This is a genomic window from Parasphingopyxis sp. (assembly GCF_052168295.1).
Taxonomy (GTDB): domain Bacteria; phylum Pseudomonadota; class Alphaproteobacteria; order Sphingomonadales; family Sphingomonadaceae; genus Parasphingopyxis.
Genome location: NZ_JBQLZN010000048.1, coordinates 15,411 through 39,515 on the forward strand (window position 1 = coordinate 15,411; position 24,105 = coordinate 39,515).

Annotated in this window: 26 protein-coding genes; 13 read left to right on the forward strand and 13 right to left on the reverse strand. The window is 62.0% G+C overall.

Annotated elements, in window-relative coordinates:
- The first annotated feature begins 13 nt into the window (after positions 1 to 13).
- Positions 14 to 1,375: a methylenetetrahydrofolate--tRNA-(uracil(54)-C(5))-methyltransferase (FADH(2)-oxidizing) TrmFO gene (gene trmFO / locus ACTS1Z_RS08255; RefSeq protein ID WP_442623974.1), complete on the forward strand. Its 1,362-nt coding sequence runs from the start codon at positions 14 to 16 to the stop codon at positions 1,373 to 1,375.
- On the opposite strand, the gene ACTS1Z_RS08260 is transcribed toward trmFO, so the two are convergent.
- Genes ACTS1Z_RS08260 through ACTS1Z_RS08270 form a run of 3 tightly spaced genes read right to left on the reverse strand, consistent with a single transcriptional unit; the run spans position 1,372 to position 3,885 of the window.
- A complete protein-coding gene (locus tag ACTS1Z_RS08260) occupies positions 1,372 to 2,673 on the reverse strand; it encodes a M20/M25/M40 family metallo-hydrolase (RefSeq protein WP_442623975.1) in 1,302 nt (433 codons plus the stop codon). The genes trmFO and ACTS1Z_RS08260 overlap by 4 nt on opposite strands.
- Positions 2,674 to 2,709: 36 nt before the next feature.
- Complete coding sequence (locus ACTS1Z_RS08265; protein WP_442623976.1) at positions 2,710 to 3,171, reverse strand: EF-hand domain-containing protein; 462 nt, start codon at positions 3,169 to 3,171, stop codon at positions 2,710 to 2,712.
- Positions 3,172 to 3,228: 57 nt separating this feature from the next.
- Entirely contained in the window at positions 3,229 to 3,885 is a 657-nt protein-coding gene (locus tag ACTS1Z_RS08270; RefSeq protein WP_442623977.1) for a squalene/phytoene synthase family protein, read from the reverse strand.
- Between the two features lie 201 nt (positions 3,886 to 4,086).
- On the opposite strand from ACTS1Z_RS08270, the gene ACTS1Z_RS08275 reads away from it, so the two are divergent.
- Genes ACTS1Z_RS08275 through ACTS1Z_RS08285 form a run of 3 tightly spaced genes read left to right on the forward strand, consistent with a single transcriptional unit; the run spans position 4,087 to position 6,799 of the window.
- Positions 4,087 to 5,532 (forward strand): TadE/TadG family type IV pilus assembly protein, encoded by a 1,446-nt coding sequence (locus ACTS1Z_RS08275; protein ID WP_442623978.1) that lies wholly within the window; start codon positions 4,087 to 4,089, stop codon positions 5,530 to 5,532.
- A complete protein-coding gene (locus tag ACTS1Z_RS08280; protein ID WP_442623979.1) occupies positions 5,529 to 6,146 on the forward strand; it encodes a TadE/TadG family type IV pilus assembly protein in 618 nt (205 codons plus the stop codon). The genes ACTS1Z_RS08275 and ACTS1Z_RS08280 overlap by 4 nt, the downstream gene beginning before the upstream one ends.
- Positions 6,146 to 6,799 (forward strand): TadE/TadG family type IV pilus assembly protein, encoded by a 654-nt coding sequence (locus tag ACTS1Z_RS08285; protein WP_442623980.1) that lies wholly within the window; start codon positions 6,146 to 6,148, stop codon positions 6,797 to 6,799. The genes ACTS1Z_RS08280 and ACTS1Z_RS08285 overlap by 1 nt, the downstream gene beginning before the upstream one ends.
- Positions 6,800 to 6,820: 21 nt before the next feature.
- Here ACTS1Z_RS08285 and ACTS1Z_RS08290 read toward each other — a convergent pair whose 3' ends face one another.
- The 4 genes from ACTS1Z_RS08290 to eno all read right to left on the reverse strand — a co-directional run bounded on the left by ACTS1Z_RS08290 (position 6,821) and on the right by eno (position 11,085).
- Positions 6,821 to 8,224 carry a pyruvate dehydrogenase complex E1 component subunit beta gene (locus ACTS1Z_RS08290; RefSeq protein WP_442623981.1) on the reverse strand — a complete coding sequence of 468 codons (1,404 nt, stop codon included), beginning with the start codon at positions 8,222 to 8,224 and terminating at the stop codon, positions 6,821 to 6,823.
- On the reverse strand, positions 8,224 to 9,318 hold the full coding sequence (pdhA, locus tag ACTS1Z_RS08295; RefSeq protein ID WP_442623982.1) for a pyruvate dehydrogenase (acetyl-transferring) E1 component subunit alpha: 1,095 nt from the start codon (positions 9,316 to 9,318) through the stop codon (positions 8,224 to 8,226). The genes ACTS1Z_RS08290 and pdhA overlap by 1 nt, the downstream gene beginning before the upstream one ends.
- An 83-nt stretch (positions 9,319 to 9,401) precedes the next feature.
- Positions 9,402 to 9,713: an FtsB family cell division protein gene (locus tag ACTS1Z_RS08300; RefSeq protein ID WP_442623983.1), complete on the reverse strand. Its 312-nt coding sequence runs from the start codon at positions 9,711 to 9,713 to the stop codon at positions 9,402 to 9,404.
- Positions 9,714 to 9,810: 97 nt separating this feature from the next.
- Complete coding sequence (gene eno, locus ACTS1Z_RS08305; RefSeq protein ID WP_442623984.1) at positions 9,811 to 11,085, reverse strand: phosphopyruvate hydratase; 1,275 nt, start codon at positions 11,083 to 11,085, stop codon at positions 9,811 to 9,813.
- Positions 11,086 to 11,238: 153 nt separating this feature from the next.
- Here eno and ACTS1Z_RS08310 point away from each other — a divergent pair, with 153 nt between their 5' ends.
- From ACTS1Z_RS08310 to ACTS1Z_RS08335, 6 genes are all read left to right on the forward strand, one after another.
- Positions 11,239 to 11,700, forward strand: coding sequence for a hypothetical protein (locus ACTS1Z_RS08310; RefSeq protein WP_442623985.1), 462 nt, complete (start codon positions 11,239 to 11,241; stop codon positions 11,698 to 11,700).
- Positions 11,697 to 12,119: a phage holin family protein gene (locus ACTS1Z_RS08315; protein WP_442623986.1), complete on the forward strand. Its 423-nt coding sequence runs from the start codon at positions 11,697 to 11,699 to the stop codon at positions 12,117 to 12,119. The genes ACTS1Z_RS08310 and ACTS1Z_RS08315 overlap by 4 nt, the downstream gene beginning before the upstream one ends.
- Positions 12,116 to 12,502, forward strand: coding sequence for a hypothetical protein (locus ACTS1Z_RS08320; protein ID WP_442623987.1), 387 nt, complete (start codon positions 12,116 to 12,118; stop codon positions 12,500 to 12,502). Before ACTS1Z_RS08315 ends, ACTS1Z_RS08320 begins: the two co-directional genes overlap by 4 nt.
- 2 nt (positions 12,503 to 12,504) lie before the next feature.
- Positions 12,505 to 12,996 carry a hypothetical protein gene (locus ACTS1Z_RS08325; RefSeq protein ID WP_442623988.1) on the forward strand — a complete coding sequence of 164 codons (492 nt, stop codon included), beginning with the start codon at positions 12,505 to 12,507 and terminating at the stop codon, positions 12,994 to 12,996.
- An 87-nt stretch (positions 12,997 to 13,083) separates the two neighbouring features.
- The gene (locus ACTS1Z_RS08330) at positions 13,084 to 13,692 is read left to right on the forward strand and encodes an MlaC/ttg2D family ABC transporter substrate-binding protein (RefSeq protein WP_442623989.1); all 609 of its coding nucleotides are present in this window, start codon (positions 13,084 to 13,086) and stop codon (positions 13,690 to 13,692) included.
- A 70-nt stretch (positions 13,693 to 13,762) separates the two neighbouring features.
- Positions 13,763 to 13,999, forward strand: a complete 237-nt coding sequence (locus tag ACTS1Z_RS08335; protein ID WP_442623990.1) for a DUF4170 domain-containing protein — start codon at positions 13,763 to 13,765, stop codon at positions 13,997 to 13,999.
- A 3-nt stretch (positions 14,000 to 14,002) separates the two neighbouring features.
- Here ACTS1Z_RS08335 and ACTS1Z_RS08340 read toward each other — a convergent pair whose 3' ends face one another.
- From ACTS1Z_RS08340 to carA, 6 genes are all read right to left on the reverse strand, one after another.
- On the reverse strand, positions 14,003 to 14,629 hold the full coding sequence (locus ACTS1Z_RS08340) for a rhomboid family intramembrane serine protease (RefSeq protein ID WP_442623991.1): 627 nt from the start codon (positions 14,627 to 14,629) through the stop codon (positions 14,003 to 14,005).
- 25 nt (positions 14,630 to 14,654) lie between these two features.
- On the reverse strand, positions 14,655 to 15,134 hold the full coding sequence (greA, locus tag ACTS1Z_RS08345) for a transcription elongation factor GreA (protein WP_442623992.1): 480 nt from the start codon (positions 15,132 to 15,134) through the stop codon (positions 14,655 to 14,657).
- Between the two features lie 78 nt (positions 15,135 to 15,212).
- Positions 15,213 to 18,545 (reverse strand): carbamoyl-phosphate synthase large subunit, encoded by a 3,333-nt coding sequence (gene carB / locus ACTS1Z_RS08350; protein ID WP_442623993.1) that lies wholly within the window; start codon positions 18,543 to 18,545, stop codon positions 15,213 to 15,215.
- Positions 18,546 to 19,142, reverse strand: a complete 597-nt coding sequence (locus ACTS1Z_RS08355) for a hypothetical protein (RefSeq protein WP_442623994.1) — start codon at positions 19,140 to 19,142, stop codon at positions 18,546 to 18,548. It lies immediately after the preceding gene.
- 151 nt (positions 19,143 to 19,293) lie between these two features.
- On the reverse strand, positions 19,294 to 19,545 hold the full coding sequence (locus ACTS1Z_RS08360) for a hypothetical protein (protein ID WP_442623995.1): 252 nt from the start codon (positions 19,543 to 19,545) through the stop codon (positions 19,294 to 19,296).
- Between the two features lie 126 nt (positions 19,546 to 19,671).
- Positions 19,672 to 20,838: a glutamine-hydrolyzing carbamoyl-phosphate synthase small subunit gene (carA, locus tag ACTS1Z_RS08365; protein ID WP_442623996.1), complete on the reverse strand. Its 1,167-nt coding sequence runs from the start codon at positions 20,836 to 20,838 to the stop codon at positions 19,672 to 19,674.
- Between the two features lie 139 nt (positions 20,839 to 20,977).
- Here carA and ACTS1Z_RS08370 point away from each other — a divergent pair, with 139 nt between their 5' ends.
- From ACTS1Z_RS08370 to dnaG, 3 genes are all read left to right on the forward strand, one after another.
- On the forward strand, positions 20,978 to 21,436 hold the full coding sequence (locus tag ACTS1Z_RS08370; protein ID WP_442623997.1) for a GatB/YqeY domain-containing protein: 459 nt from the start codon (positions 20,978 to 20,980) through the stop codon (positions 21,434 to 21,436).
- Between the two features lie 78 nt (positions 21,437 to 21,514).
- The gene (locus ACTS1Z_RS08375; protein ID WP_442623998.1) at positions 21,515 to 22,231 is read left to right on the forward strand and encodes a hypothetical protein; all 717 of its coding nucleotides are present in this window, start codon (positions 21,515 to 21,517) and stop codon (positions 22,229 to 22,231) included.
- Between the two features lie 44 nt (positions 22,232 to 22,275).
- Positions 22,276 to 24,096, forward strand: coding sequence for a DNA primase (gene dnaG / locus ACTS1Z_RS08380; RefSeq protein WP_442623999.1), 1,821 nt, complete (start codon positions 22,276 to 22,278; stop codon positions 24,094 to 24,096).
- Positions 24,097 to 24,105: the final 9 nt, after the last annotated feature.

Genomic DNA, 24,105 nt, shown 5'->3' on the forward strand with positions numbered 1-24,105 from the left:
TGAGCTTCTGACGATGACCGATTACCAAATTCATATCATCGGCGGCGGGCTCGCCGGATCGGAGGCTGCCTGGCAGCTCGCCGAGCAGGGCGTAAAGGTGCGTCTGTCAGAAATGCGCGGCGCCGGCGACATGACGCCCGCGCATCAGACGGAAAGGCTGGCCGAACTCGTCTGCTCGAACAGTTTCCGCTCCGACGACGCGGAGCGGAACGCGGTCGGCCTGCTGCATCAGGAGATGCGCGATCTCGGATCGATCATCATGCGCTGCGGCGATGCACACAAAGTACCCGCCGGTTCTGCGCTCGCAGTGGATCGGGACGGTTTTTCCGATGCCGTAACCGACGCGCTGACGCAGCATCCCAATATCGAGATCGTGCGTGAGCGGATCGACAGCTTGCCGGAGAGCGGTCTCACGATCGTTGCGACGGGGCCGCTGACGGCGCTGTCGCTGGCCGAGAACATCGGCGCGGCAACCGGCACCGAGGCGCTCGCCTTTTTCGACGCGATCGCGCCGATCGTCCATCGGGACAGTATCGATATGGATATCGCCTGGATGGCGAGCCGATGGGACAAGGGCGATGGCGACGATTACATCAACTGCCCGCTGACCAAAGAGCAATATCTGGCTTTCCATCAGGGCTTGATCGACGGCGAAAAGACCGAGTTTCGCGACTGGGAAAAGGATACGCCCTATTTCGAGGGCTGCATGCCGATCGAGGTGATGGCGGAGCGCGGCGTCGATACGCTGCGCTACGGCCCGATGAAACCGGTGGGCCTCGACAATCCGCACAACGCCACGCCGGAACATCCCAAAGGCCGCTGGCCCTATGCCGTTGTGCAGCTCCGCCAGGACAATGCACTCGGCACGTTATGGAATATGGTCGGCTTTCAGACGAAGCTTAAGTACGGCGCGCAAGTCGAACTGTTCCGGACGATACCCGGCCTTGAGAAAGCCGAGTTTGCACGGCTCGGCGGCCTGCATCGCAACACGTTCATCAATGCCCCGAAGCTGCTCGATAGAGAGATGCGCCTTAAAAGCGCGCAGCATATCCGCTTTGCCGGACAGATTACAGGTTGCGAAGGCTATGTCGAAAGCGCCGCTATTGGTCTGATGGTCGGGCGGTTCGCAGCGGCCGAGTTGCGCGGAGAAACGCTCTCGCCGCCGCCGGCGGAAACTGCGCTTGGCGCATTGCTCGGTCACATCACCTGTGGGGCCGACGCACGCGATTATCAGCCGATGAATGTCAATTTCGGCCTGTTTCCACCGCTCGCGGACCGCGTTCACAAAAAACAGCGTAAGGAAGCGATTACCGCCCGCGCGCGAACCGCGATGGCCGAGTGGATCGGAAAGACGGAGCGCAAGGCCGCAGCCTAGTTCTCGGCGAGCCCTGCCTCGGCAACAACAAGCATCAGACCGCGCATCGTACAGAGCGGTACATTCCCGTCATCCTCCCAATATTCTTCGAGCGAGTGGGCGCGCATGCTGATCCCGCACCGGGTAATCGTCACCGCCGGAATGCCCATCGAGATCGGGATATTCGAATCGGTCGAAGAGGCAACCAAACGCGGCTCGATATCTTCGGCGAGCAGCAATGCCTGCGCCCGCTGGACGAGCGAGGAATTGGGATCGCCCTCCCCGGCCGGACGCTGTCCGATCTGTTCGATCTCCACGGTCAACAGCTCGCCGGTGCCCCGGACGGCATTCTCCGCCTCCAGTCCGTCGGCCATGGCCTGCTGAAAAGCCGCGTCCAGCGCGGCGATCTTTACCGGATCCCCCGAGCGCATATCGACTTCGAACCAGCTTTCGAACGGAATCGAATTTACCGACGTGCCACCGCCCGTCCGGCCGATATTGTAGCTCGACCGCGGCCCGTCCTGCGTGATCGGCCGGGCGGCATTTACGAACCGCGTAATCGCACGCGCCGCGGCGTGATGCGGATTGCCGTCGCCGAAATCGCCCCAACTATGCCCGCCAGGCCCGCGAAAAGTCACCCGGTAGCGGTTTGATCCGACCGCGCTGTTTACGAGGCGCGCATCGTCCCCGCCGTCTATCGCGACGAAGGAATTGGGATGATCGGCACCGTCGCGGAACAGATGGCGCACGCCACGCAGATCGCCGAGCCCTTCCTCACCGATATTGCCGACGAGGACGATATCGCCCTGGGTGCGGATATCGGCGGCCGCAATCGCCGAGGCGAATTGCAGCAACATGATCGCGCCGCGCGTATTGTCGCCGATGCCGGGCGCCGTGTAGCGGTTGCCGTCGATCTGCACCGTTACATCGGTTTCGGCCGGGAACACCGTATCGAGATGCGCGGCGACCATCACCGACGGTCCGCCGCCGATGCCGGTCCGTGTCGCCACCACATTACCAACCGCGTCGATCTCGACCTCGCCGAAACCGGTCGAGCGCATCATTTCCGCAAACGCTTCCGCGCGCACCGCCTCGCCGAAGGGCGGTGCGGGAATTTCGTTCAGCATCACCATATCGCGCAGACGCGCTTCGTGGGTGTCGCGGATATGAGCAAAGGCAGCGGTCAGCCGCGGATCTTCGCGCATCATGGCGATTTCAGCACTATAGTCGATCGCAGCGTGCGGCGCTGACTCCTGCGCGGCGACGAGCGAGCTCAATGGAAACGCGACAAGCGCGGCGGCGATTATCCTGATATGCATTTGGTGACTGTTTCGCCCAGAGCCCGCGCCGTCAACTCAACAATTGCAGCGCGATTGTGAAGAGGCGGATCGCCGCGGCCGCGTCGTCGCGAATTCTTCCGGAGTCAGCGTGCCCGAACCGTCGGCATCGGCCCCGGCAAAGCGTTCGCTCGTCCGTACCGCCCATTCCTCGAAGGTCAGATAATTATCGCCATTGGTATCGAGGCGGCGGAAGCTGTTCGTGCGGGTGCTCATCATCTCGGTGCGCGTGATACTGCCGTCCCGGTTCCGATCGTAGCGGCCGAACCTGCGCTGTTCGCGCGTCAGCTCGGTCGCTTCCGGTGGCGGGGGCCCCATGCCGGCCGGTTCGGGCGCATCCATCGGATCGGGCTCCTCCACAGCCGGCGGCGGCGGCGCGGGCGGCGGCGGTTCGTCCTGCTGCGCGACGGTTTCCCAGATGAACAGCCCGGCGGCGATCAGAAGCATCGCAGACACTGCGCCGGCAATATATCGCCCCATATCGCTGTCCTCCCGGCCGCGATTTCTAACGTCTTTCAACCGTCAGCAAAAGCGCCTTCACCGGCCCGTCAATCGGTGCCACGCCATTCGCGCGACGCGACCGGGCGATCCGATGCGCCGGCGCGTTGTGCGGACATCGCGTTTCGCGAGTGCCGCGAGAGCGCCTATCGGCCGCAACGGTCTCGGCCAGCGCCCGGGCTCAACAGCATCCAACAGCCGAGCCGACATCGAGCGTGCGAGTTCGGCGATTGCAGGATCGCTGATCCGATGCGCAAGATCGGCCAGCGCCCATGCCCGCCCTTCCTGATCCGACCCAGCCGGTGCATCACCAGCAAGCAATTCGGCCGAGAGAGTAAACAGACGCCCGCCGCGCTCGGCGGCAAATCGATTGAGTTCCGCCTCGCCGAGCGGTTCCTGCAGCAAGGCATGCCAACCCTCGGCCATCGCACCCCAGCTTCCGCCGTCGCTATCCGTCGCCGTGAGGGTGGCTTTCACCCGCTCCAACAGCGGTTCTGCGCGATCCTCCTGGGCAGCCGTCGTAAGCGCCTCGCGCCACCACAGCAGCCGCATTTCCCCGATGATCGGATCGGTGGTTCCGGCGACTATCGCACCAAAGCGCTCATCGACCAGCCACAGTGCACGCAGATGCTCGCGCGCCTCGCGTTGCGCGTAGCTGAGCGCCAGTTCGCGCTCGGGATCGACAAGACGGTCCATGATGCTCCGTTCCTAGGGCAGCGGCTGAACATGGCAAATATCGCGTTAACCCTGCCGAGTGAGGTGCGCTTAAGTTTGTCCGTTCATACCGTTTCCCAATGTAGGTGAATTGTGCCGAAAAGGCAGGGGAACATGATGCATAAGTGGTTGAGAACGAATGGGTCGCGCCGATTCGCGAACTCGGCTTCTTTTCTGTCGCGATTGCGGCGCGATACGCGCGGCAATACGCTCGCCATGGCCGCCGCCGCGCTCGTGCCGATTGCCGGCATGATCGGTTCGGGCCTCGATATGAGCCGAGCCTATATGGCGCAGGCAAAGCTGCAAAATGCTTGCGACGCGGCTGCATTGGCCGCACGGCGCGAAATGTCCGGCTCGGTTTTCGACAGTGACGTTCGGACCGAAGGCGAACGCTTTTTCGATTTCAACTTTCCATCGACAACCATGAATGCGCAAAATGTCACGCGCACCGTGGCGCAGAGCACAAGCGACGACACGATCGTCGAAGTGAGCGCCAGCGCGGATATTCCCACTTCCGTCATGGCGCTGTTCGGGCGGGATTCCATTTCGATCAGCGTGTCGTGCGAAGCGAACCAGGATTATGGCAACAACGATATCATGGTCGTGCTCGACGTTACGGGCTCGATGAACAGTGCCCCGAGCGGCGGCGGCGCGTCGAAGATCAGTCGCCTGCGGACGGGTGCGATGGGTCTCTACCGTGCACTCGCCGATACGCCGAACACGCGCACACGCTATGGCTTCGTCCCCTATTCGATGAATGTGAATGTGGGCGGCATCCTCAGAACCCGCGATATCTTGCGCACGACCTTCTACCCGCAGGATGAAGATGGCGATGGCGATGAGGAGTATGTCGGTGTCGACATCAACGAAACCGAATGGTTCGACGACGGCAGTAGCAGGGGCGAGCGCATTCGCGCGTGGCGCGAAAGCGGACAGGCTTGTGTCGAGGAACGGCCGACTATCGGCAATTCCTACAATGACGGCGATTTCGATATCGATCTGACGGTTACGCAGGACGATATCGACCAGATTGCGAGTGCCTGGAACGACGTCGACCGTCAATATGGCCGTTGGGATCCTGACGAAAACGAGTATGACGATGATGGCTGGTGCCCCTCGCCAGCTACGCGCCTTAGTACCTATGGCAATGAAACGGCCTTTCAGGACGCGGTCAACGACGCGACTGCGATCGTCGCCGGTAATACCTATCACGATCTCGGCCTGGTCTGGGCGGCGCGGCTATTATCGCCGACCGGCATCAACGCGTCGCGCAATCCGACCGAATGGAACGGCATCCCGGTAGCGCAGCACATCGTGTTCCTGACGGACGGCGACCTCGTGCCGACCAGCAGCAACTATAGCAGCTTCGGCAATTGGAACTTCAATCGTCGGTTGACCGGTAGCGGCGGTCAGGAAAGCCGTCACATCGCGCGCTTCCTGTCGGCGTGCAGCGCTGCCAAATCGATGGGCATGACCATCTGGATCATCGCCTTCGACAATGTCGATACCGACGAGGTCGAACCGTGCGCGACGAGTTCGGGCCACTTCTATGTAACCGATGGCACCGATCTCGAAGACGTGTTCGAGCGCATCGGCGCGGGCATCGGACGACTGAGGCTGACGCAATGACGCTCTCGAAAACCACTTCCCGCCGGTTCGCCAGCGATGAGCGGGGCATGGCGGCAACCGAGTTCGGTCTGCTCGTCGTGCCACTGATGATCGTGCTCCTGGGTGCGTTCGATCTCGGTTATCAGAGCTATGTCCGCGCGCAGCTGCAGGGCGTTCTCAACGATGTCGCCCGCACGGCGGTCGTCGAAAACCCGGACTTTAGCGCCTACGCCGGTTCGACGACCGAAGAACGGATCGAAAACGCTATCGAAGAGCGGGTGAACGATATCGCCCGCAATGCGACCTACACGATCGAGCAGACGAGTTTCTACGAGTTTTCGGGGGTCGGAAACGCCGAAAAGTTGCTCACGGATGTAAATGGTAACGATCAATATGATCCCGGGGACTGTTTCGAGGATATCAACGGAAACGGTTCGTTCGACCTCGATGCAGGCGCAACGGGTCAAGGCGGCGCGGACGATGTGGTGTTCTATGAAGTGACCGTCAGCATGCCTCGTATTGTGCCGATGGCCAATCTCATCGGCATGCCGGCAAATTATACGATCAATGCGCGCGCCGCCGTTCGCAATCAGCCCTATGACGACCAGGCGGTGCCGCCGACGGTGTGTACGTGATGACCAGCAGAAAATTCTTCAACCGACTCGCAGCCTATCGGCGGCTCAAGAAAGACAGCGAGGGCATTGCCCTTGTCGAGTTCGCCTTCTCGCTGCCGATCGTGCTCGCACTGGTTTTCGGCGGCCTCGAGACCGCGAACTATGCGCTCGCGCATCTGCGCGTCAGCCAGATCGCGATGACCGTCGCCGACAATGCGGGCCGCGTCGATACGACCATGGACGAGGCGAATGTCTACGAGGTCTTTGCCGGCGCCAACCTGGTCGGCGAGGCACTGGACTTCGAACAGAATGGGCGGATCGTCCTATCTTCCCTGCAGCCAAACAATCAGACTGGCTCGGACGAGGGCCAGATGATCAACTGGCAGCGTTGCTGGGGCCAGCTTACGACGGCTACGCCCGCATATGGCGAAGAAGATGACGGCCGGACCGACGATTCGCTTGAAGATGGGATGGGACCTGTGGGCAACCAGATCACTGCAGCGGACGGAACCGCCGTGATGTTCGTCGAGGTAACGTACAATTATCAGCCGCTCATTCCGAACCTCAATATCCTGGGCACGCGCCAGATCCGCTACGAAAGTGCGTTCAACGTGCGCGATCGGACCAATCAGGATATTTCGAACACGCAGGGACTCACAGTCAACAGCTGCTAACGGCCTGATCGGCCAAGTCGGCTAGCGATACGATACCTGCTTGGCGGCAGTCACGACCTTGTCCGCGTCCACGAGCGCCAGCTTTTCGAGATTGGCGGCATAGGGCATGGGCACGTCTTCATTCGTGACCCGCACAACCGGAGCGTCGAGATCGTCGAATCCCTCTTCCATGCAGATCGAGACGATCTCGGAAGCGATGGAACAGGTCGGCCAGCCTTCTTCCACGACAACCATGCGATTGGTCCTCGAAAGGCTCTCGAGCACAGCCGCCTTGTCGAGCGGGCGTAGCGTGCGCAGGTCGATCACGTCGGCTTCGATCCCTTCTTCCGCAAGCTTCTCGGCCGCCTGAAGCGCGATGCCGACGCCGATCGAATAGCTGACGATCGACACATCGTTGCCGGACCGCACTGTCCGCGCCTTGCCGATTGGCAGCGCGTAATCCTCCAGATCGGGCACCTCGAAACTCTGCCCGTAGAGCAGCTCGTTTTCGAGAAATACTACCGGGTCCATCGTCCGGATGGCGGACTTGAGTAGGCCCTTGGCGTCCGCCGCCGAATAGGGCGCGATCACGACAAGGCCCGGCACGCTCGCATACCAGGGGCCGTAATTCTGACTGTGTTGCGCGGCGACACGGCTGGCTGCGCCGTTGGGACCGCGAAACACGATCGGGCAGCGCATCTGGCCGCCCGACATATAGTTCGTTTTGCCGGCTGAATTGACGATATGATCGATTGCCTGCATCGCGAAGTTGAACGTCATGAACTCTACGATCGGGCGGAGACCGCCCATCGCCGCGCCCGTGCCAACGCCGGCGAAACCGTATTCGGTAATCGGCGTATCGATCACGCGCTTTGCACCGAATTCGTCGAGCAGCCCCTGCGTGACCTTGTACGCGCCCTGATACTCGGCGACCTCCTCGCCCATCACGAAGACGCGGTCGTCGGCCCGCATTTCCTCTGCCATCGCGTCGCGCAGCGCTTCGCGCACCGTAAGCGAGACCATCTCCGTGCCTTCCGGTATCTCCGGGTCGGACGGGCGCGCGCTCGCTTCGGGCTTCGCTGGGGGCGCTATTCCTTCGTCCACTGGCTCCTGCTGTTTTTCCTCAGCTTCCGCCGGTTCGGGAGCAGCTGGCGCCGTAGCCGCCTTGCTTTCCGACGGCGCCTCGACACTGTCCGCGTCTTCGCCTTCCTCCGCCAGCATGGCAATCACCGTGCCGACCTGCACGTCGTCCGTGCCCTCGGGCACCACGATCTTCGCCAGCACGCCCTCGTCGACGGCCTCGAACTCCATCGTCGCCTTGTCGGTCTCGATCTCGGCCATGATGTCGCCAGCGGCGATCTCATCGCCCTCGGACACCAGCCATTTGGTGAGAGTCCCCTCCTCCATGGTCGGCGACAGCGCAGGCATCTTCAATTCGATGGCCATCAATACTGCTCCACCAGAACGTCGGTGTAGAGCTCCTCGGGCTCCGGCTCTGGTGAGCTTTCGGCGAAATCGGCCGCCTCGGCGATGACCGCCTTGATCTCCTTGTCGGTCGCTTTCATCTCTTCCTCGGAGACTCCGGCCGCGGCCAGATCGCGCTTTACCGCTTCGATGGGATCAGACTTTTCGCGCACCGACTGCACTTCTTCGCGCGACCGGTATTTGGCCGGGTCGGACATCGAATGGCCCCTGTACCGATACGTCTTGAGCTCGAGCAGGATCGGCCCCTTCCCGCTCCGCACCCAGTCCAGTGCCACCGTCGCCGCGCCGCGCACTTCGAGCACGTCCATGCCGTTGATCTGCAGGCCCGGAATGCGGAAGCTTTCGCCGCGCCGATAGAGCTGGTCTTCCGCCGAAGACCGGTTGACGCTCGTGCCCATCGCATACTGGTTGTTCTCGATCACGAAGATGATCGGCAGCTTCCAGAGTTCGGCCATGTTGAACGCTTCGTAGACCTGCCCCTGGTTTGCCGCGCCGTCGCCGAAATAGGCGAGGCAGCAGCCGCCATCCTCCCGATATTTATGCGCAAAGGCGAGGCCCGTCCCGAGCGGCACTTGCGCGCCGACGATGCCGTGGCCGCCGTAAAAGCGATGCTCGACCGAAAACATGTGCATCGAACCGCCCTTGCCTTCGGCGATCCCGGCGGCGCGGCCGGTGAGCTCGGCCATGATCGTCTTCGGATCGAGGCCATAGGCGAGCATATGCCCGTGATCGCGATAGCCTGTGATCACGCTGTCCTTGTCCCCGTCGAGCGCGCTTTGCAGACCCACGGCGACCGCTTCCTGGCCGATATAAAGGTGGCAAAAACCGCCGATCAGACCAAGGCCGTATAGCTGGCCCGCCTTCTCCTCGAAGCGGCGGATGAGGAGCATCTGGCGATAATATTCGAGCAACTCGTCCTTTGTGGCCTTGTGCCGCTCGGGTTCTGCCGGCCGCTCCCTCTCGGGTGCGGCCTTGGCAGCGGGCTTGCGGGCAGTGGATTTCTTTGCCGGAGATTTGCGCGGGGCGCGTTTTTTGGAAGCGGGTGCCTTCGCCAAGGTCAGGACCTTCCCTGTTGCTGACTATGCTGTCGGATATGGCCGAGCGGCGGTGATTCCGCAACGCCGCCGTATCGGGAAAGTCAGTCGATGACGACGATATGTTCGTCTTCGCGGATCTGGCCCGTATTACGGCGGACAAGCTCGTCGGCGAGATCGGGATCGACGCTGTTCGGATTGAGCAGTTCGACCCGGTTGGCGAGCCGCTCCCGCTCTTCGTTGAGCTGGGCCAGCTCGACCTGCCGCTGGTCATGCAACCGTGCATAATCGCCCCACGCGAAAAGCCCATTGGGGCCGAGCAGCGCATAGCCCGCGAAGTTCGCAATCACGAGTATCGCCAGCGCCGGCGCGGCGGCCGACTTGAGGATGTTGGCGAGGGATCGCGTGCGCGTCATGCGATTCTTGAATCACATGCGACTCGTGGATTCAAGGGGGATTCGCAGATCGATTCGCTTTTGCGGCGAATGGAATCGGGCGAGCGATGAATGGATTCTACCGCAGGATATCGCGCCCCGCATAATGCGCGACGCCGCCCAGTTCCTCCTCGATGCGGATCAGTTGGTTATATTTAGCGAGCCGGTCCGAGCGGGCGAGGCTACCGGTTTTGATCTGACCGCAATTGGTCGCGACCGCGAGGTCGGCGATGGTTGCGTCCTCCGTTTCGCCTGAGCGGTGCGACATGACAGCAGTATAGTTCGCACGGTGCGCCATCTCGACGGCTTCGAGCGTTTCGGTCAGCGTACCGATCTGGTTGACCTTGACGAGCAGCGAATTGGCGAGGCCCTTTTCGATGCCCATCCCGAGGCGCTCGCTGTTCGTTACGAAGAGATCGTCGCCGACGAGCTGGACCGTATCGCCCACCGCATCGGTCAGCGCCTTCCAACCCTCGAAATCGTCCTCGGCCATGCCGTCCTCTATCGAGAGGATCGGATACTTGCCCGAAAGATCGGCGAGATAGTCCGCCATCTCGGCCGGCGAAAGCGTCTTGTCCTCGCCCGCCATCACATAGCTGCCATCCTTGAAAAACTCGGTCGCCGCGCAGTCCAGCGCGAGCATCACATTATCCCCGGGCGCATAGCCCGCTTTCTCCACCGAACGCAGAATGAAATCGAGCGCGTCGGTCGTCGAACCGATATTGGGCGCAAAACCGCCTTCGTCGCCGACGGCCGTGCTGTGCCCGGCATCGTGCAGTTCCTTCTTCAGAGTGTGGAAGATCTCCGCACCCCAACGCACGGCCTCCGCGATGCTGTCCGCACCGACGGGCATGACCATGAACTCCTGAAAATCGATCGGATTGTCGGCATGCTCACCGCCATTGATGATGTTCATCATCGGCACTGGCAGCGTCGCCGCGGATGTGCCACCGACATAGCGGTAAAGCGGCAGGCCGCGCGCTTCCGCTGCTGCCTTGGCAACCGCGAGACTCACCCCGAGAATGGCGTTCGCGCCGAGCCGCGCCTTGTTCGGTGTGCCGTCCAGCGCGATCATCGCATGATCGATAGCGAGCTGTTCCTCGGCATCGGCATCGCGCAGCATCTCGGCGATCTCGCCATTGACGGCCGCAACCGCCTTGGACACTCCTTTGCCCAGATAACGATCATTATCGCCATCTCGCTTTTCGTTCGCCTCGTAAGCGCCCGTCGAGGCGCCAGAGGGCACCGCGGCGCGGCCAAAGCTGCCGTCTTCCAGCGCGACATCCACCTCCACGGTCGGATTGCCGCGGCTGTCGAGGATTTCGCGGGCGCGGATATCGGCGATTGCAGTCATGGAGAAACCTTTTCGATTACGGGCTATTTACCGCAGACCCTCTATCCATGCTGCTTCGGCGACGCAAATGCTGTAAAGTGCGCGAAACCGGGAACATCATTGCGTTTTGTGCGCTTAATACACAGATAGGCATTTCGTTACGGAGGAAGAATGATGGCTAGCAAGAAAAGCGACCTGCCCGAGGGCACCGACGCGGTGATCGATGTGCCGGCTGAAGAAGCCGAAAAAGGCGCGGTGACCAAAGCGAAGGAGCGCATCAAGGACGAGGCGTCGAACCTGAAGACGCAAGCGACGCAGCAGGCCCGCGAATATGCGACCCAGGGCAAGGACAAGGCGACCGGCGCGATCAAGGACGTATCGGCGGCGATGGACGATGCCGCGAAATCCGTCGACGAGCGGCTGGGCGAGAATTACGGCGAATATGCTCGCATGGCCGCAGGTGCGGTTTCGAGCTTTGCGGAGAAGATCGAAGCGAAAGATGTCGACGACATGGTGCGCGATGTCGAGAATTTCGTCCGCCGCAGCCCGGCGATCGCGATCGGCATTGCGGCTGTGGCGGGGTTCGCCATCGCGCGGCTCGTTAAATCGGGTCTCGGAGATACGGACGAAGCATGAGCGATCACCACGCCGATGACGCGACATATCGGCAGGTCGTTGCCGGCCTGCTCGAGGATGGCGAGCAGTTCGCGAAGTCTCGGCTGAAGCTGTATCGCGCCATCGTGCTGTATCGCGTTGCGCAGGCGCGCAAGGCTACGGCGCTGATGGTGTTGGCGCTCCTGATCACGGCCGCGGCGCTGGTTGCGCTGCTGATGGCAGTTGTGCTCGCGCTGGCCGAGATCCTCGGACCATTGGCCGCGGGCATCGTTGTCTGCGCCGTGGGACTCATAATCGCCGGCCTGCTGATCTTCTGGGGTCTGCGGACATTCCCCGATCTCGACGAAAAGCTGTTCGACGACGATGAGTATGACGTCGCGCCGTCTTTGGCGGCAATGGACGACAGTGCCACCCCGGCGACAACGGACGAAAGCCGATGAGCGCACGCGACCGATTGGAGGAAGCGCGCCGCACGGAGCGCGAGGCACGGGCCAACTGGTTCCGTTCACTGGAGATCGCCCAGTCGCGTTTCGCACCGAGCGCGATCGCAAGAAATGCGGCCGAGAAAGTGAAAGACGGCGCAAGCAGCGCGGTCGGCGAAGTGACCAAAAGCGCGCGGAAGCGGCCGGGTACGATCCTGGCGATCGGCGCGGCTGTCGGATTGCTCTTGTATCGCAAGCCCATCGCATCCGCCGTCCGCGCGAAATTTTCGAAGAAGGACGCAACCGGCGAGGATTTTCGTTCGTTACCCGAACAAAGGCTGACGGAAGACATCTCCGAGGATGATCCGGCGCCGGTTACGATTATGACCGAGGAGGTTTGACCATGACCATCAAAGATACTGCGGCAAAGGCCAAAGAGACTGCAGCCAAAGCCGGCGAAACGGTCCGCGAATCCTATCGCGCGACCCGTGCCCGGGCCGAGGATGCTTATGAGAGCGCGGCGGCGCGCACCGGCGAACTGTACGCTTCAGCGCGTGAGCGCGCAGCTGGCGCCGGCCGGCGTACTGCCGATACAGTGGAGAGCAATCCGCTCGCCGCATTGGTCGGTGGGCTCGGCATCGGGATGCTGATCGGCGCATTGCTCCCGCGCACGCGCCGCGAGCAGGAATTGCTCGGCCCCTATGGTAGCGAGATCACGGGCCGCGCCCGCGAAGCCGCCGAAGCCGCCAAGGCGGTCGGACAAGAGAAGCTCGACGAACTGGGTTTCGTGAAAGACACCGCGCGGGAGACCGCACAGAAGGTGATGGACGAAGCCAAAGCCGCAGCGAGCGAAGCGAGTTCGGCCGCGGTGAAGAAAGCGCGCGGCGAGGGTTGACTGTCGGAGCCATTACCGGGCAGTTCAATCGCGGTTCAGCCATGATCGGCTAACTCTGCTAACGTGTTCCAACGACAGGGTTTTACGATGAAAATACTTAGCTTGCCCAAATTCGCTCTTGCTGGCGCCATGGCCGTTGCGGCCATCGGTACGCCCGCAGTAACGGCTCCGGCCAATGCTGCTGTAAGCCAGTCCAGCCCGTCGGCTTTTGTCGAGAGCCTGGCGGAAGATGGTCTCGCCGTTCTGCGCAGCGGCAGTTCCGCGGAGCGTCGCAGCCGTTTCCGTTCGCTGCTCGGCCAGCATTTTGCAGTCGAGGAAATCGGCGATCGCCTGATCCGGCGCTGGCGTGACGACATTACTGCAAGCCAGTATCGCGCCTATCAGCAGGCGCTCCCCGGCTTCATCATGGGTACCTATGCCGACCGGCTCTCCAACTATTCGCGCGCCGATGTCGAAGTGGTCAATACCCGACAGAATGGCAGCACCTATCTCGTACAGACGCGCATCACCAACCCGGGTTCGCGACCGGTGTCTGCGATCTGGTATCTGACGCGGTCCGGCGGGAGCTATCAGGTCTATAATATGCGAGTGGCGAATATTAACCTGACCCTCAACCAGGCACAGGATTTCGACAGCTATATCCGCCGCAACGGCTTTGATCGCCTCGTGCAGTTCATGGAGCGCCGGGGCGCATAATCGACCAGTTTAGACAATTTAGAAGGGCGGCGGTAGCAATATCGCCGCCTTTCGATTATGGGGCCCGGCCATGAGCGAAAACAAATTGCATCTGGTGTTCGGCGGCCGGGTTTCCGACCCGCGTACGCTCGATTTCAACGACTTCGGATCGATGGATCTGGTCGGCATTTATCCGAATTACGCGGAAGCCGAAGAGGCTTGGCGCGCGAACGCACAGCGTACGGTGGACGATGCGGAAATGAAATATGTGGTCGTGCATCTGCACCGGCTGCTGGAACCGGAAATCATCGAGCCTGCGAAAAAGTAAGCGCTAGGCGTCGCGATAGCGCCAGAGCAGCAGCGGGCGCGCTAGTACCAGTCCCGCGCCGAACCCGAAAATATGGGCCATGATCGCAATCTGCGCGGGCGAACCGAGCGTCGTCAGCCCGATCAGCAGCTGGATGACGATCCACGCCCCGGCCAGCGCCGCGACATGCCGCCATCCGCCGACACCGTTGCGCGGCTTGGAATAGAGCAGCGCATAGGCCCCGATGATGGCCGATACGGCACCGCTGGCGCCGATCATCGGCCCGGCACTGTCCGCATTGAACATATAGTGGCCTGCCGCGGCGACATATGCGCCCACGACGTACAAGCTCATCAGTCCACGCCCGCCCAGCGCCTGTTCGACGCCCTTGCCGCACACGAACATAAGCAGCATGTTGAACGCCAGATGCATGAGATCCGCGTGCAGCAGCGTCGCCGAAAGCGGCGTCAGGATCACGGGCAAAGCGCCCGGTATTTCGAAACCGTCCTCAAGCCGCAACGGGATGAAGCCGCCGAATCCGTACGCCCAGCGTTCCTGGCCGAGCGCGAGCACCAGAAACCAGCAAACTGCCGTAACGAGGATGATCTTGGTCGTCAGGGACGATTGAGCGAGACGGGTCTGCCAGTCCATGCCGATACGCGCTCGCTCCGCCGCCTTAAACGAACTCGATCTTTTCGATCAGGAAATATTTGTCGCCGGCTGGCACGGTGAATTCGACCTCATCGCCCTTGGAACGGCCGATCAGGGCGCGCGCGAGCGGCGAGCTGTAGGAAATCTTGCCGGACTTGGCGTCCGCTTCGATCTCGCCGACGATCTGATATTTGATCTTCTTGTCGTCCTCGTCGAGCAGATGGACGGTCGCACCGAACACAACCTTGTCACCCGAAAGCTCTTTCGGATCGATGACCTGGGCGCGCGTCAGCCGGTCTTCGTAATCGGCAATCGTCGCTTCGATCTGGCCCTGGCGCTCCTTGGCCGCATGATATTCGGCATTTTCCGAGAGATCGCCATGCGCGCGCGCTTCTTCGATCGCGTCGATCACTTCGGGGCGCTCCACCTCTTTGAGGCGCTTCACCTCGGCATTCAGCTTTTCATAGCCTTCCAGCAACATCGGCATCTTTTCTATCGTCGCCATTGCCTTACCTTTCGTCAAAAACCTGCCGTATGGCGGCCCTTCGGGGTCCGCCTGCTCTTTCCGCACAAATTGTCGGGATCAGCTTTCGGCAGTTGAATAATAGGCCTGTAATGGCCGTACTTCAAGTTCTGTCGTGCGCAACGCACCGATGGCACGCACGGCGGCCGCGCTTGCCGAGGCCGTTGTGAAATAGGGTATCTTGTTGGAAACCGCCGATTTTCGGATCGACGCGCTGTCTTTCAGCGACTGCCAACCCTCGGTCGTGTTGAAGATCAGGTCGATATCCCCATCGACGATCGCATCGACGATATGGGGCCGCCCCTGCGCCACTTTATTGATCCGCGTCGCCTCGACGCCGTTCTCCTGCAGGAAGGTCGCCGTCCCGCCCGTCGCGACGATCGAGAAGCCGTAATCGACGATATCGCGCACCGCCGGCAGGATATGCCCCTTGTCGCTGTCTTTCACCGAAACGAATACGCATCCCTCGCGCGGCAGGGTCGTGCCGCCGGCAAGCTGCGACTTTGCAAAGGCGATCGGAAAGTCGCCGTCGATCCCCATCACCTCGCCCGTCGATTTCATCTCCGGCGAAAGCACCGGATCGGTGCCTTGGAACCGGGCAAACGGAAACACTGCCTCTTTGACGGCTATATGGTCGATCGCGCGGTCGATCTCGGGTAGATCGGCGAGCTTTTCGCCAGCCATAACGCGCGCCGCGATCTTGGCGACCGGATGGCCGATCGCCTTGGCGACAAAGGGCACGGTGCGGCTCGCGCGCGGATTGACCTCGATCAGATAGACGTCCCCGTCCTTAACCGCGAACTGGATGTTCATGAGGCCGCGCACCTTAAGCGCCAGTGCCAGCGCCCCGGTCTGGCGTTCGATCTCGGCGATGATGTCGTCCGGCAGGCTATAAGGCGGCAGGCTGCACGCACTGTCGCCCGAATGGACGCCCGCCTCCTCGATATGCTGGAGCACCCCGGCAACGACCACGTCTTCGCCATCGGCAATCGCATCGACATCGACCTCGATCGCATCGCGCAGATACTGGTCGATCAGCACGGGACTGTCGCCCGATACCTGCACGGCCGTCTGGATATAGTCCTGCAACTGCGCATCGCTGTCGACGATCTCCATGGCGCGTCCGCCCAGCACATAGGAAGGCCGCATAAGCACCGGGTAGCCGATCCGCTGCGCCACGCTCAGCGCTTCTTCGGCGCTGCGTGCGATGCCGTTTTCCGGCTGTTTGAGGTCGAGCTCGGCGACGAGATCGGCGAAGCGCTCGCGGTCTTCGGCATGGTCGATGGCGTCGGGCGAGGTCCCGAGGATCGGAATGCCTGCCTCCTCCAGCGCCTGCGCGAGATTGAGCGGCGTCTGGCCACCGAACTGCACGATCACGCCGGCGAGTTCGCCCGTCGATTGCTCGACATGCAGGATTTCGAGCACATCCTCGACCGTCAGCGGCTCGAAATAGAGCCGGTCCGACGTATCGTAATCGGTCGACACCGTTTCCGGATTGCAGTTGATCATGATCGTCTCGAAGCCTTGGTCTTCGAGCGCGAAACAGGCGTGGCAGCAGCAATAGTCGAACTCGATCCCCTGCCCGATCCTGTTCGGCCCGCCGCCCAGGATCACGACCTTCTTCCGGTCGCTGGGCTGCGCCTCGCATTCGGGCTCGCCGAAGCTTGGCGCCTCATAGGTCGAATACATGTAGGGCGTCTTCGCTTCGAACTCAGCGGCGCAGGTATCGATCCGCTTGAACACGGGGCGCACGCCGAGCTTGTGCCGCAGCTCACGCACCTGGCTTTCGGTCACCGCGCCCGCCATCGCGTGCAGCGCCTCGCCGATCAGGCCGGGGCTATAGGCCGCCTTCTCCATCCCATCGCGGATATGGACGGAGGCCAGCGCCAGCCGGGCAAGCCGGTTATCGGAAAAGCCCATCGCCTTGAGCTTGCGCAGCCCCTCGGCATCGTTGGGCAGTCCATTCTCGATGACGCCCTGCTCTGCCTCGACGATCTCGGACAGGCGCGCGAGGAACCAGGGCTCGTACTTCGTGATCGCGTGTACTTCTTCGGCACTGAGCCCCTCGCGCAAGGCCTGCGCCGTCACCAGCAGCCGCGCGGGCGAGACTTCGGAGAGCGCCGCCTCGATCCGCGGCTTGGGCGCACCGACCAACTCGTCGACCCAGTTGAGGCCCACCAGTCCGGTTTCCAGCCCGCGCAACGCCTTTTGCAGGCTCTCGGTAAAGCTGCGGCCGATCGCCATGACCTCGCCGACCGATTTCATCGCCGTGCCCAGCACGGGCTCCGCGCCCTTGAACTTCTCGAAGGCGAAACGCGGGATCTTGGTTACGACATAGTCGATCGTCGGCTCGAAGCTCGCGGGCGTCACGCCTGTGATATCGTTGTCGATCTCGTCGAGCGTGTAGCCGACGGCGAGTTTCGCCGCGACCTTGGCGATCGGGAAACCTGTCGCCTTGGAGGCGAGCGCCGAACTACGCGAAACCCTCGGGTTCATCTCGATCACGACGAGACGGCCATCCTTGGGGTTCACCGCGAACTGCACGTTCGACCCGCCCGTCTCGACCCCGATCTCGCGCAGACAGGCGATCGATGCGTTGCGCATGATCTGATACTCTTTATCCGTCAGCGTCAGCGCGGGCGCGATGGTGATGCTGTCGCCCGTATGGACGCCCATCGGATCGACATTTTCGATCGAGCAAATGATGATGGCGTTGTCGTTCCTGTCGCGCACGACCTCCATCTCATATTCCTTCCACCCAAGCACCGATTCCTCGATCAGCACTTCGGTGGTCGGGCTGGCAGCGAGGCCGCCGCGCACGATTTCCTCGAATTCTTCGCGGTTATAGGCGATGCCGCCGCCCGTACCGCCCATGGTGAAGCTCGGGCGGATGATGGTGGGAAGCCCGACGAACTCCAGCCCCTTGAGCGCCTCGTCCATCGTATGGGCAATCATCGAGCGCGGGCTTTCAAGCCCGATCTTCGACATGGCCTCGCGGAAGCGGAGCCGGTCCTCGGCCTTGTCGATGGCGTCGGCATCCGCCCCGATCAGCTCGACGCCGTACTTCTCCAGCGTACCGTCCTCATGCAGCGCCAGTGCCGTGTTGAGCCCCGTCTGCCCGCCCATCGTCGGCAACACCGCGTCGGGCCGTTCCTTCTCGATGATCTTGGCAACGATCTCCGGCGTGATCGGCTCGACATAGGTCGCGTCCGCCAGCTCCGGGTCGGTCATGATCGTCGCCGGGTTCGAATTGACGAGAATGATCCGATAGCCATCTTCCTTGAGCGCCTTGACCGCCTGCGTCCCCGAATAATCGAACTCGCACGCCTGGCCGATAATGATCGGGCCGGCGCCGATGATAAGTATGGAGGAGATGTCGGTGCGGCGAGGCATCTATTGCTCAACCTCTTCGGTCGGACGCACATCGTTGCCAATGAACCCCAAACTTATGTTGTGCTGGTCCAGCCGGTTAACCGACATCACACTCATAACGCATGAAAGATGATGGTGTGACTCATCGGTTATTTCTGTCAGCAAAGCGAAGTACCCAATGTTTAATGTATATGACGTTGCGTTCAGGACTCGTAGGATCGCACCTTGCTCCAAACCGCAATGCTGTTCCGCGTCGGCAGCAAATGTTTGAAGACCAATATCAGGGTCGAATACAGGCATACTCTCGAGTAACTGCCTATCACGCAGCCAATCCGCGCTATCGCGTTGGACATCTTGCATGATGGCCTCGGCAACATATCCGTTGAACGCACTAGACTGTCCCGTATCGGCGAACTGAACATCATAGCCGGAAAGCGTCGTTGCCTCGTGGACGCACATTGAAAACTCTTCATCGGGGACTTCGTCTAGAGTCCCGATAGTGACAGTGTCCAAACCAAGAAAATCGTCGTAACGAATCTGCACTTTGTCGGCAGGCAAGCCGCATTCTGCGAGGGCCTCTATGGTCTGTTCATAAGACGGGACTGGCGGCAAATCCATTAACCCAACATCCCCAAAAACTTCGCCAAAAGATAGGCGTTGTCCTGCGGCCCGGGGCCCGCTTCGGTATGGTACGGCACGCCGACCGCAAAACAGCCCTCCCCGCCCGATCGGCGGGAAAGGCTGTTCGCGTCCGGAAATTCGGCCGGGCTTAGACGCCCATGGATTGCTGGATGACTTCCTGCGTGCATTGCTGCGCGCGGGCGGTGATCGCTTCGTTGGCTTCGGCGATTGTGGAATCGTCCGTGATCCCCTCCGTCACGCATTCGCAAAACGCATCCGCGTCGACCGATGCCGGCAGCGCTTCGGCCTGGCGGTCGCATTCCGCCTGCGCCTGTTCGCGCACCGGCGTGCTGTCGCACGCCACAACGCCGATGGCTGCCAATATTACCAAATACCGCATGATATTCCCCCTCTTCTTCAGATATATAGCGGCCGATAAGAGGCCGCTTCGATACACCCGAATCGACCTTGGCATATCTTTCCGCCGGGTGCGAGGGGGGCAGCGGACGTGCGGCCGGGAGAGCGATCATCCGAGCTGGTCCACGAACTTCGCGAACAGATAGGCGCTGTCCTGCGGCCCGGGGCTGGCCTCGGGATGATATTGCACGCTGAACGCCGGCCGGTCTTCGAGTTCCAGCCCGCACAGGCTGCCATCGAACAGGCTGACATGCGTTGCTTTCACCCCATCGGGCAGCGTGTCGATATCGACGGCAAAGCCATGGTTCATGCTCGTGATCTCGACGCGGCCGTCTTCGAGCCGCTTGACCGGATGGTTGGCGCCGCGATGGCCCTGGTGCATTTTCACCGTCTTCGCGCCCATCGCCAGCCCCAGCATCTGGTGGCCGAGGCAGATGCCGAACAGCGGCTTGCCGGTGTCGAGGAGCTGCTTGATGACCGGCACCGCATATTCGCCCGTCGCCGCCGGATCGCCCGGGCCGTTGGCGAGGAAGATGCCGTCGGGTTCGTGGCGCATCACATCCTCGTAGGACGCTTCGCCCGGCACGACCGTCACCCGCGCGCCGGCATTCACGAGATGGCGCAGGATATTGCGCTTGGCCCCATAATCGATGGCGACCACATGCGGGCGGACGGGATCGTCGCCCTGCCCTTCCGCATAGCCTTGGCCGAGCGTCCAGAGCCCGTCGCGCCATTCATATTGCTGCGTCGTACTGACCGTCTTGGCGAGGTCCATGCCTTCCAGCCCCGGCCAGTCCGCCGCCTTGGCCTTGAGCGCGTCGAGATCGAATTCGCCGCTCGCGCTATGCGCGATCACGCCGTTGGGCGCGCCCTGCAGCCGGATCAGCCGAGTCAGCGCGCGCGTATCGACGCCCGACAGTCCGATCCGGCCGTTGACCTTCAGCCACTGGTCGTAATGCTGGCTCGATCGGAAATTGCTGGGGTCGGTGACATCCTCGCGGACGATGCAGCCCAGCGCATGCGGATTGCCCGCTTCCTCGTCCTCGGCATTGGTGCCGACATTGCCGATATGCGGGAAGGTGAAGGTGATGATCTGCCCGGCATAGGACGGATCGGTCATGCTTTCCTGATAGCCGGTCATCGCCGTGTTGAAGCAGACCTCACCGACCGCCTCGCCTTCCGCGCCGAAGCCGCTGCCCCAGATGCAGGTGCCGTCCGCCAAAACCAATACGCCCGTCGCTCCTTCGGGCGTGCTGGTGGCTGTGGCGTTCGCCATGGCGGGTTGTCCTATGTCGTCGAGTCTGCAGGCCGCGCAAACGGCTGTCAGCTAGGCGGGCCACTTGCGCGGGTCAATGGCTGTTCAAGTGCTTTATCCCCAGCTAGGTAACCGGCGGCGAATTGCAAAGGAAGAGACGATGCTGCGCGACGATATCAAGGCGGCCCAGGTAGCGGCGATGAAGGCGAAAGACAGCGGGCGAACGGCCGCGCTGCGCCTCATTCTCTCCAAGGTGAAGGACCGCGATATCGAGCTGCGCACCGAAGGCGGCGCCAAGGATGACGACGCCATGGTGGTCGAGGTCCTGCAGAAGATGGTGAAGCAGCGGCGCGAGTCGATCTCAATGTACGAAGATGGCGGACGACAGGAACTGGCCGATGCCGAAAAGGCCGAGGTCGCCGTCATCGAAGAATTTTTGCCCGCGATGAAAAGCGAAGAGGAAAGTGCCGCGATCATCGACGCGCTGATTGCCGAGCTCGGCGCGCAAGGCCCTCAGGACATGGGCAAAGTCATGGGGCAGCTGAAAGCGCGCCATGGCGGCGAAATCGATATGGGTGCGGCGAGCGGACTGGTGAAAGCACGGCTGATCGGCGGCTAGCGGGTTGACGCGACGGAACCGCGCGCCGACATGCCGCGTTGACTTCCCCACACTCGAGCAATCCGAACCAGGATATTTATGCGTCGCGCCCTTCCGATTCTGCCCTTTGCCCTTGTTATCGCCGCCTGTTCGGGCGCACCTGTCGAAGAGCCGGCCGATCCCGCCGAAGACACCACTTTGAGCGAGCCGATGAACATCATCGCGCCGACCGACTTCGCGTCGCTGACGCTGGGCGGCACGATACAGGGGCCGCTTGGGCCGGAAGTGGAAGCGTCGCTCGTCGTCGACGGCGTGGCGATCGGCGACATCGCGAGCCGCGTGCAATGCCCCGAAGGCATCGATCCGTGCAATCCCGACGATGCCGAGCCGGGCACGATTTACACTTACATATACGAAATCCGCCCGGGCTTTGACGGACCGAACGACCCGCCCTTCGAAATGCCTGAGGAAGTGCGTCCGGTAGAGAGCGCTTCGAGCTTCGCCCTCGCCTTTCCGGCGCACGGTTTCACTGGCGTCGCCGGTTACGCCGTGTACGACGCCGAAGAAGTGCTCGCCGAGGGCTTCAACGCCTCGATCAGCTGCGTCGACAACCGGATCATCTGGAGCTTCCCGGAAGAATCGGGCTGGAGCACGGGGGAGACGATTACCTTTTTCTGGCAGACGACGCAGCCGCCGAGCGGCCCGGACGGCGAATATCGCTTCGTCGCCGACGAGATGGAAGCGACCGGCCCCGGACCGATGCCAACCGTCGGCGGAGAGATCGCGGCGGTATGTGAAACATCCCCAGCCGGGTGATTGAAATTCGCGCGCAATCGGGGTAGCAGGATTATAATAGGGGTATGTCCCTTTCGCCTGCCTTTCTCGACGAACTGCGCATGCGTACGACGCTTTCAAGCGTCATTTCCAGACATACCAAACTCCAGAAAGCCGGCCGCGAGTGGAAGGCGTGTTGCCCCTTTCACAAGGAAAAGACGCCCTCCTTCACCGTCAACGACGAGAAGGGCTTCTATCATTGCTTCGGCTGCGGCGCGCATGGCGATGCGATCAGCTTCCTGACCGAAACGCGCGGGCTGCCGTTCATCGACGCCGTAAAGGAACTTGCGGAAAATGCGGGCATGCAGATGCCCGCACCCGATCCACGGGCCCGCGAGCGGCAGGAGAAATCGGCGTCGCTGCGTGACGTCATGGAAGCGGCCGCCAACTGGTATGTCGAGCAGCTCAATAGCCCCGCAGGCGCGGAAACGGGGGCTTATCTCGACCAGCGCGGCATCACGCAGGAAACGCGGCGCGCCTTCGGTCTCGGCTTCGCGCCCGACGCGCGCGGCAAGCTGGAAGACGCTCTCAAACAATTTCCGCGCGACATGCTGATCGAGGCGGGGCTCATCGCCGTGCCGGACGATGGACGATCGCCCTACGACCGGTTTCGCAGCCGGCTGATGTTCCCGATCCGCGATCCGCGCGGCCGGGTCATCGCATTCAGCGGGCGCATCATCGGCGACGGCAAGCCCAAATATCTGAACTCGCCCGATACGCCGCTCTTCGACAAGGGCCGCACTATCTACAATTTCGACCGGGCTTCGCCCGCCGCGCGCGACGCCAAGCGGATCATTGTCGTCGAAGGCCAGATGGACGTGATCGCGCTCGACCAGGCCGGTTTCGGCGAGGCTGTCGCGCCGCTCGGCACGGCCGTGACCGAGCACCAGCTTGCGCTGCTCTGGCGGATCGACGAGGCGCCGATCTTCTGTTTCGACGGCGATGCGGCGGGCCAGAAGGCCGCGATGCGCGCCGTCGACCGCGCGATGCCGGCGATCCGTCCGGACCGGACGCTAACCTTCGTCCAACTGCCCGCGGGCCAGGACCCCGACGATATCATCCGGTCGGGTGGCACCGATATGTTGCGCGAACAGTTCGCCCGGCCCCTCGGTCTCGATGCGTTCCTATGGCGATATGAAGCCCGGCAAATCGATCCGAAAAGCCCTACTGCGCGAGCTAAACTCAAGACCCGCATGGATGCGCTTGCAAACGCGATTGGCGATCCGGCTATGCGGCAGGAATTCGGCCGCGAATTCCGCCAGCGCTTCTGGGACACCTTCGGCTGGAAAAAGAAGGAAGTCGATTTCGTCCGCGACGCCATGGCGGCGACTGCCGGGCGCAATCGCCTGCAAGGGCTCGATATCTATGTCCGCGCCATCCTGCTCGGCCTGTCCCGCTATCCCGCTGTCGTAAAATCGCGCGCCGACCAGATCCAAGCGCTGGTGATCGCCGAGCCGCTATTGGCGCGGTGGCGCGATCTCCTCGTTGGCGCGGCTTTCGAGCGCCCGGACCTTGATGAAGACATGATCGAAACCATATTGGCGAATGCGGAGTTGGAATCGGCGGAAAAGCGGCATTCCTGGCGTGATCTGGGCTTTTCCTTCTTCTACAGGAAGACGGAAACGGATGTCGCGATACGGGATCTCGAGGCTGCCATCGAAACCATCGCCCGGAGCCAAGAACTCGATCAGAATCTGGAAGCGGTCCGCGCCAATCTGGAACAGGCGGCGGATTCCGAGGATTTCGAGGGCGTCTGGAACAGGGAGTCGGAACGGCGCAAGCAGTTGATGGCGGAAAAGCAACGCTTGCACGACGAGTTGGAATCATTAGGGGAAGCCGCAGCGTAGCGGCGAAAG

Excerpts from the sequence above, each read along its gene's own strand:
- ACTS1Z_RS08340 (WP_442623991.1), bottom strand. The coding sequence starts at position 14,629 with ATGGACTGGCAGACCCGTCTCGCTCAATCGTCCCTGACGACCAAGATC.
- ACTS1Z_RS08300 (WP_442623983.1), bottom strand. The coding sequence starts at position 9,713 with ATGACGCGCACGCGATCCCTCGCCAACATCCTCAAGTCGGCCGCCGCG.
- ACTS1Z_RS08260 (WP_442623975.1), bottom strand. The coding sequence starts at position 2,673 with ATGCATATCAGGATAATCGCCGCCGCGCTTGTCGCGTTTCCATTGAGC.
- ACTS1Z_RS08270 (WP_442623977.1), bottom strand. The coding sequence starts at position 3,885 with ATGGACCGTCTTGTCGATCCCGAGCGCGAACTGGCGCTCAGCTACGCG.
- ACTS1Z_RS08375 (WP_442623998.1), top strand. The coding sequence starts at position 21,515 with ATGCGTCGCGCCCTTCCGATTCTGCCCTTTGCCCTTGTTATCGCCGCC.
- ACTS1Z_RS08320 (WP_442623987.1), top strand. The coding sequence starts at position 12,116 with ATGAGCGCACGCGACCGATTGGAGGAAGCGCGCCGCACGGAGCGCGAG.
- ACTS1Z_RS08330 (WP_442623989.1), top strand. The coding sequence starts at position 13,084 with ATGAAAATACTTAGCTTGCCCAAATTCGCTCTTGCTGGCGCCATGGCC.
- dnaG (WP_442623999.1), top strand. The coding sequence starts at position 22,276 with ATGTCCCTTTCGCCTGCCTTTCTCGACGAACTGCGCATGCGTACGACG.
- ACTS1Z_RS08370 (WP_442623997.1), top strand. The coding sequence starts at position 20,978 with ATGCTGCGCGACGATATCAAGGCGGCCCAGGTAGCGGCGATGAAGGCG.
- ACTS1Z_RS08280 (WP_442623979.1), top strand. The coding sequence starts at position 5,529 with ATGACGCTCTCGAAAACCACTTCCCGCCGGTTCGCCAGCGATGAGCGG.
- ACTS1Z_RS08335 (WP_442623990.1), top strand. The coding sequence starts at position 13,763 with ATGAGCGAAAACAAATTGCATCTGGTGTTCGGCGGCCGGGTTTCCGAC.
- carB (WP_442623993.1), bottom strand. The coding sequence starts at position 18,545 with ATGCCTCGCCGCACCGACATCTCCTCCATACTTATCATCGGCGCCGGC.
- eno (WP_442623984.1), bottom strand. The coding sequence starts at position 11,085 with ATGACTGCAATCGCCGATATCCGCGCCCGCGAAATCCTCGACAGCCGC.
- ACTS1Z_RS08290 (WP_442623981.1), bottom strand. The coding sequence starts at position 8,224 with ATGGCCATCGAATTGAAGATGCCTGCGCTGTCGCCGACCATGGAGGAG.
- ACTS1Z_RS08310 (WP_442623985.1), top strand. The coding sequence starts at position 11,239 with ATGGCTAGCAAGAAAAGCGACCTGCCCGAGGGCACCGACGCGGTGATC.
- ACTS1Z_RS08360 (WP_442623995.1), bottom strand. The coding sequence starts at position 19,545 with ATGCGGTATTTGGTAATATTGGCAGCCATCGGCGTTGTGGCGTGCGAC.
- ACTS1Z_RS08355 (WP_442623994.1), bottom strand. The coding sequence starts at position 19,142 with ATGGATTTGCCGCCAGTCCCGTCTTATGAACAGACCATAGAGGCCCTC.
- trmFO (WP_442623974.1), top strand. The coding sequence starts at position 14 with ATGACCGATTACCAAATTCATATCATCGGCGGCGGGCTCGCCGGATCG.
- carA (WP_442623996.1), bottom strand. The coding sequence starts at position 20,838 with ATGGCGAACGCCACAGCCACCAGCACGCCCGAAGGAGCGACGGGCGTA.
- ACTS1Z_RS08265 (WP_442623976.1), bottom strand. The coding sequence starts at position 3,171 with ATGGGGCGATATATTGCCGGCGCAGTGTCTGCGATGCTTCTGATCGCC.
- ACTS1Z_RS08285 (WP_442623980.1), top strand. The coding sequence starts at position 6,146 with ATGACCAGCAGAAAATTCTTCAACCGACTCGCAGCCTATCGGCGGCTC.
- ACTS1Z_RS08325 (WP_442623988.1), top strand. The coding sequence starts at position 12,505 with ATGACCATCAAAGATACTGCGGCAAAGGCCAAAGAGACTGCAGCCAAA.
- ACTS1Z_RS08315 (WP_442623986.1), top strand. The coding sequence starts at position 11,697 with ATGAGCGATCACCACGCCGATGACGCGACATATCGGCAGGTCGTTGCC.
- greA (WP_442623992.1), bottom strand. The coding sequence starts at position 15,134 with ATGGCGACGATAGAAAAGATGCCGATGTTGCTGGAAGGCTATGAAAAG.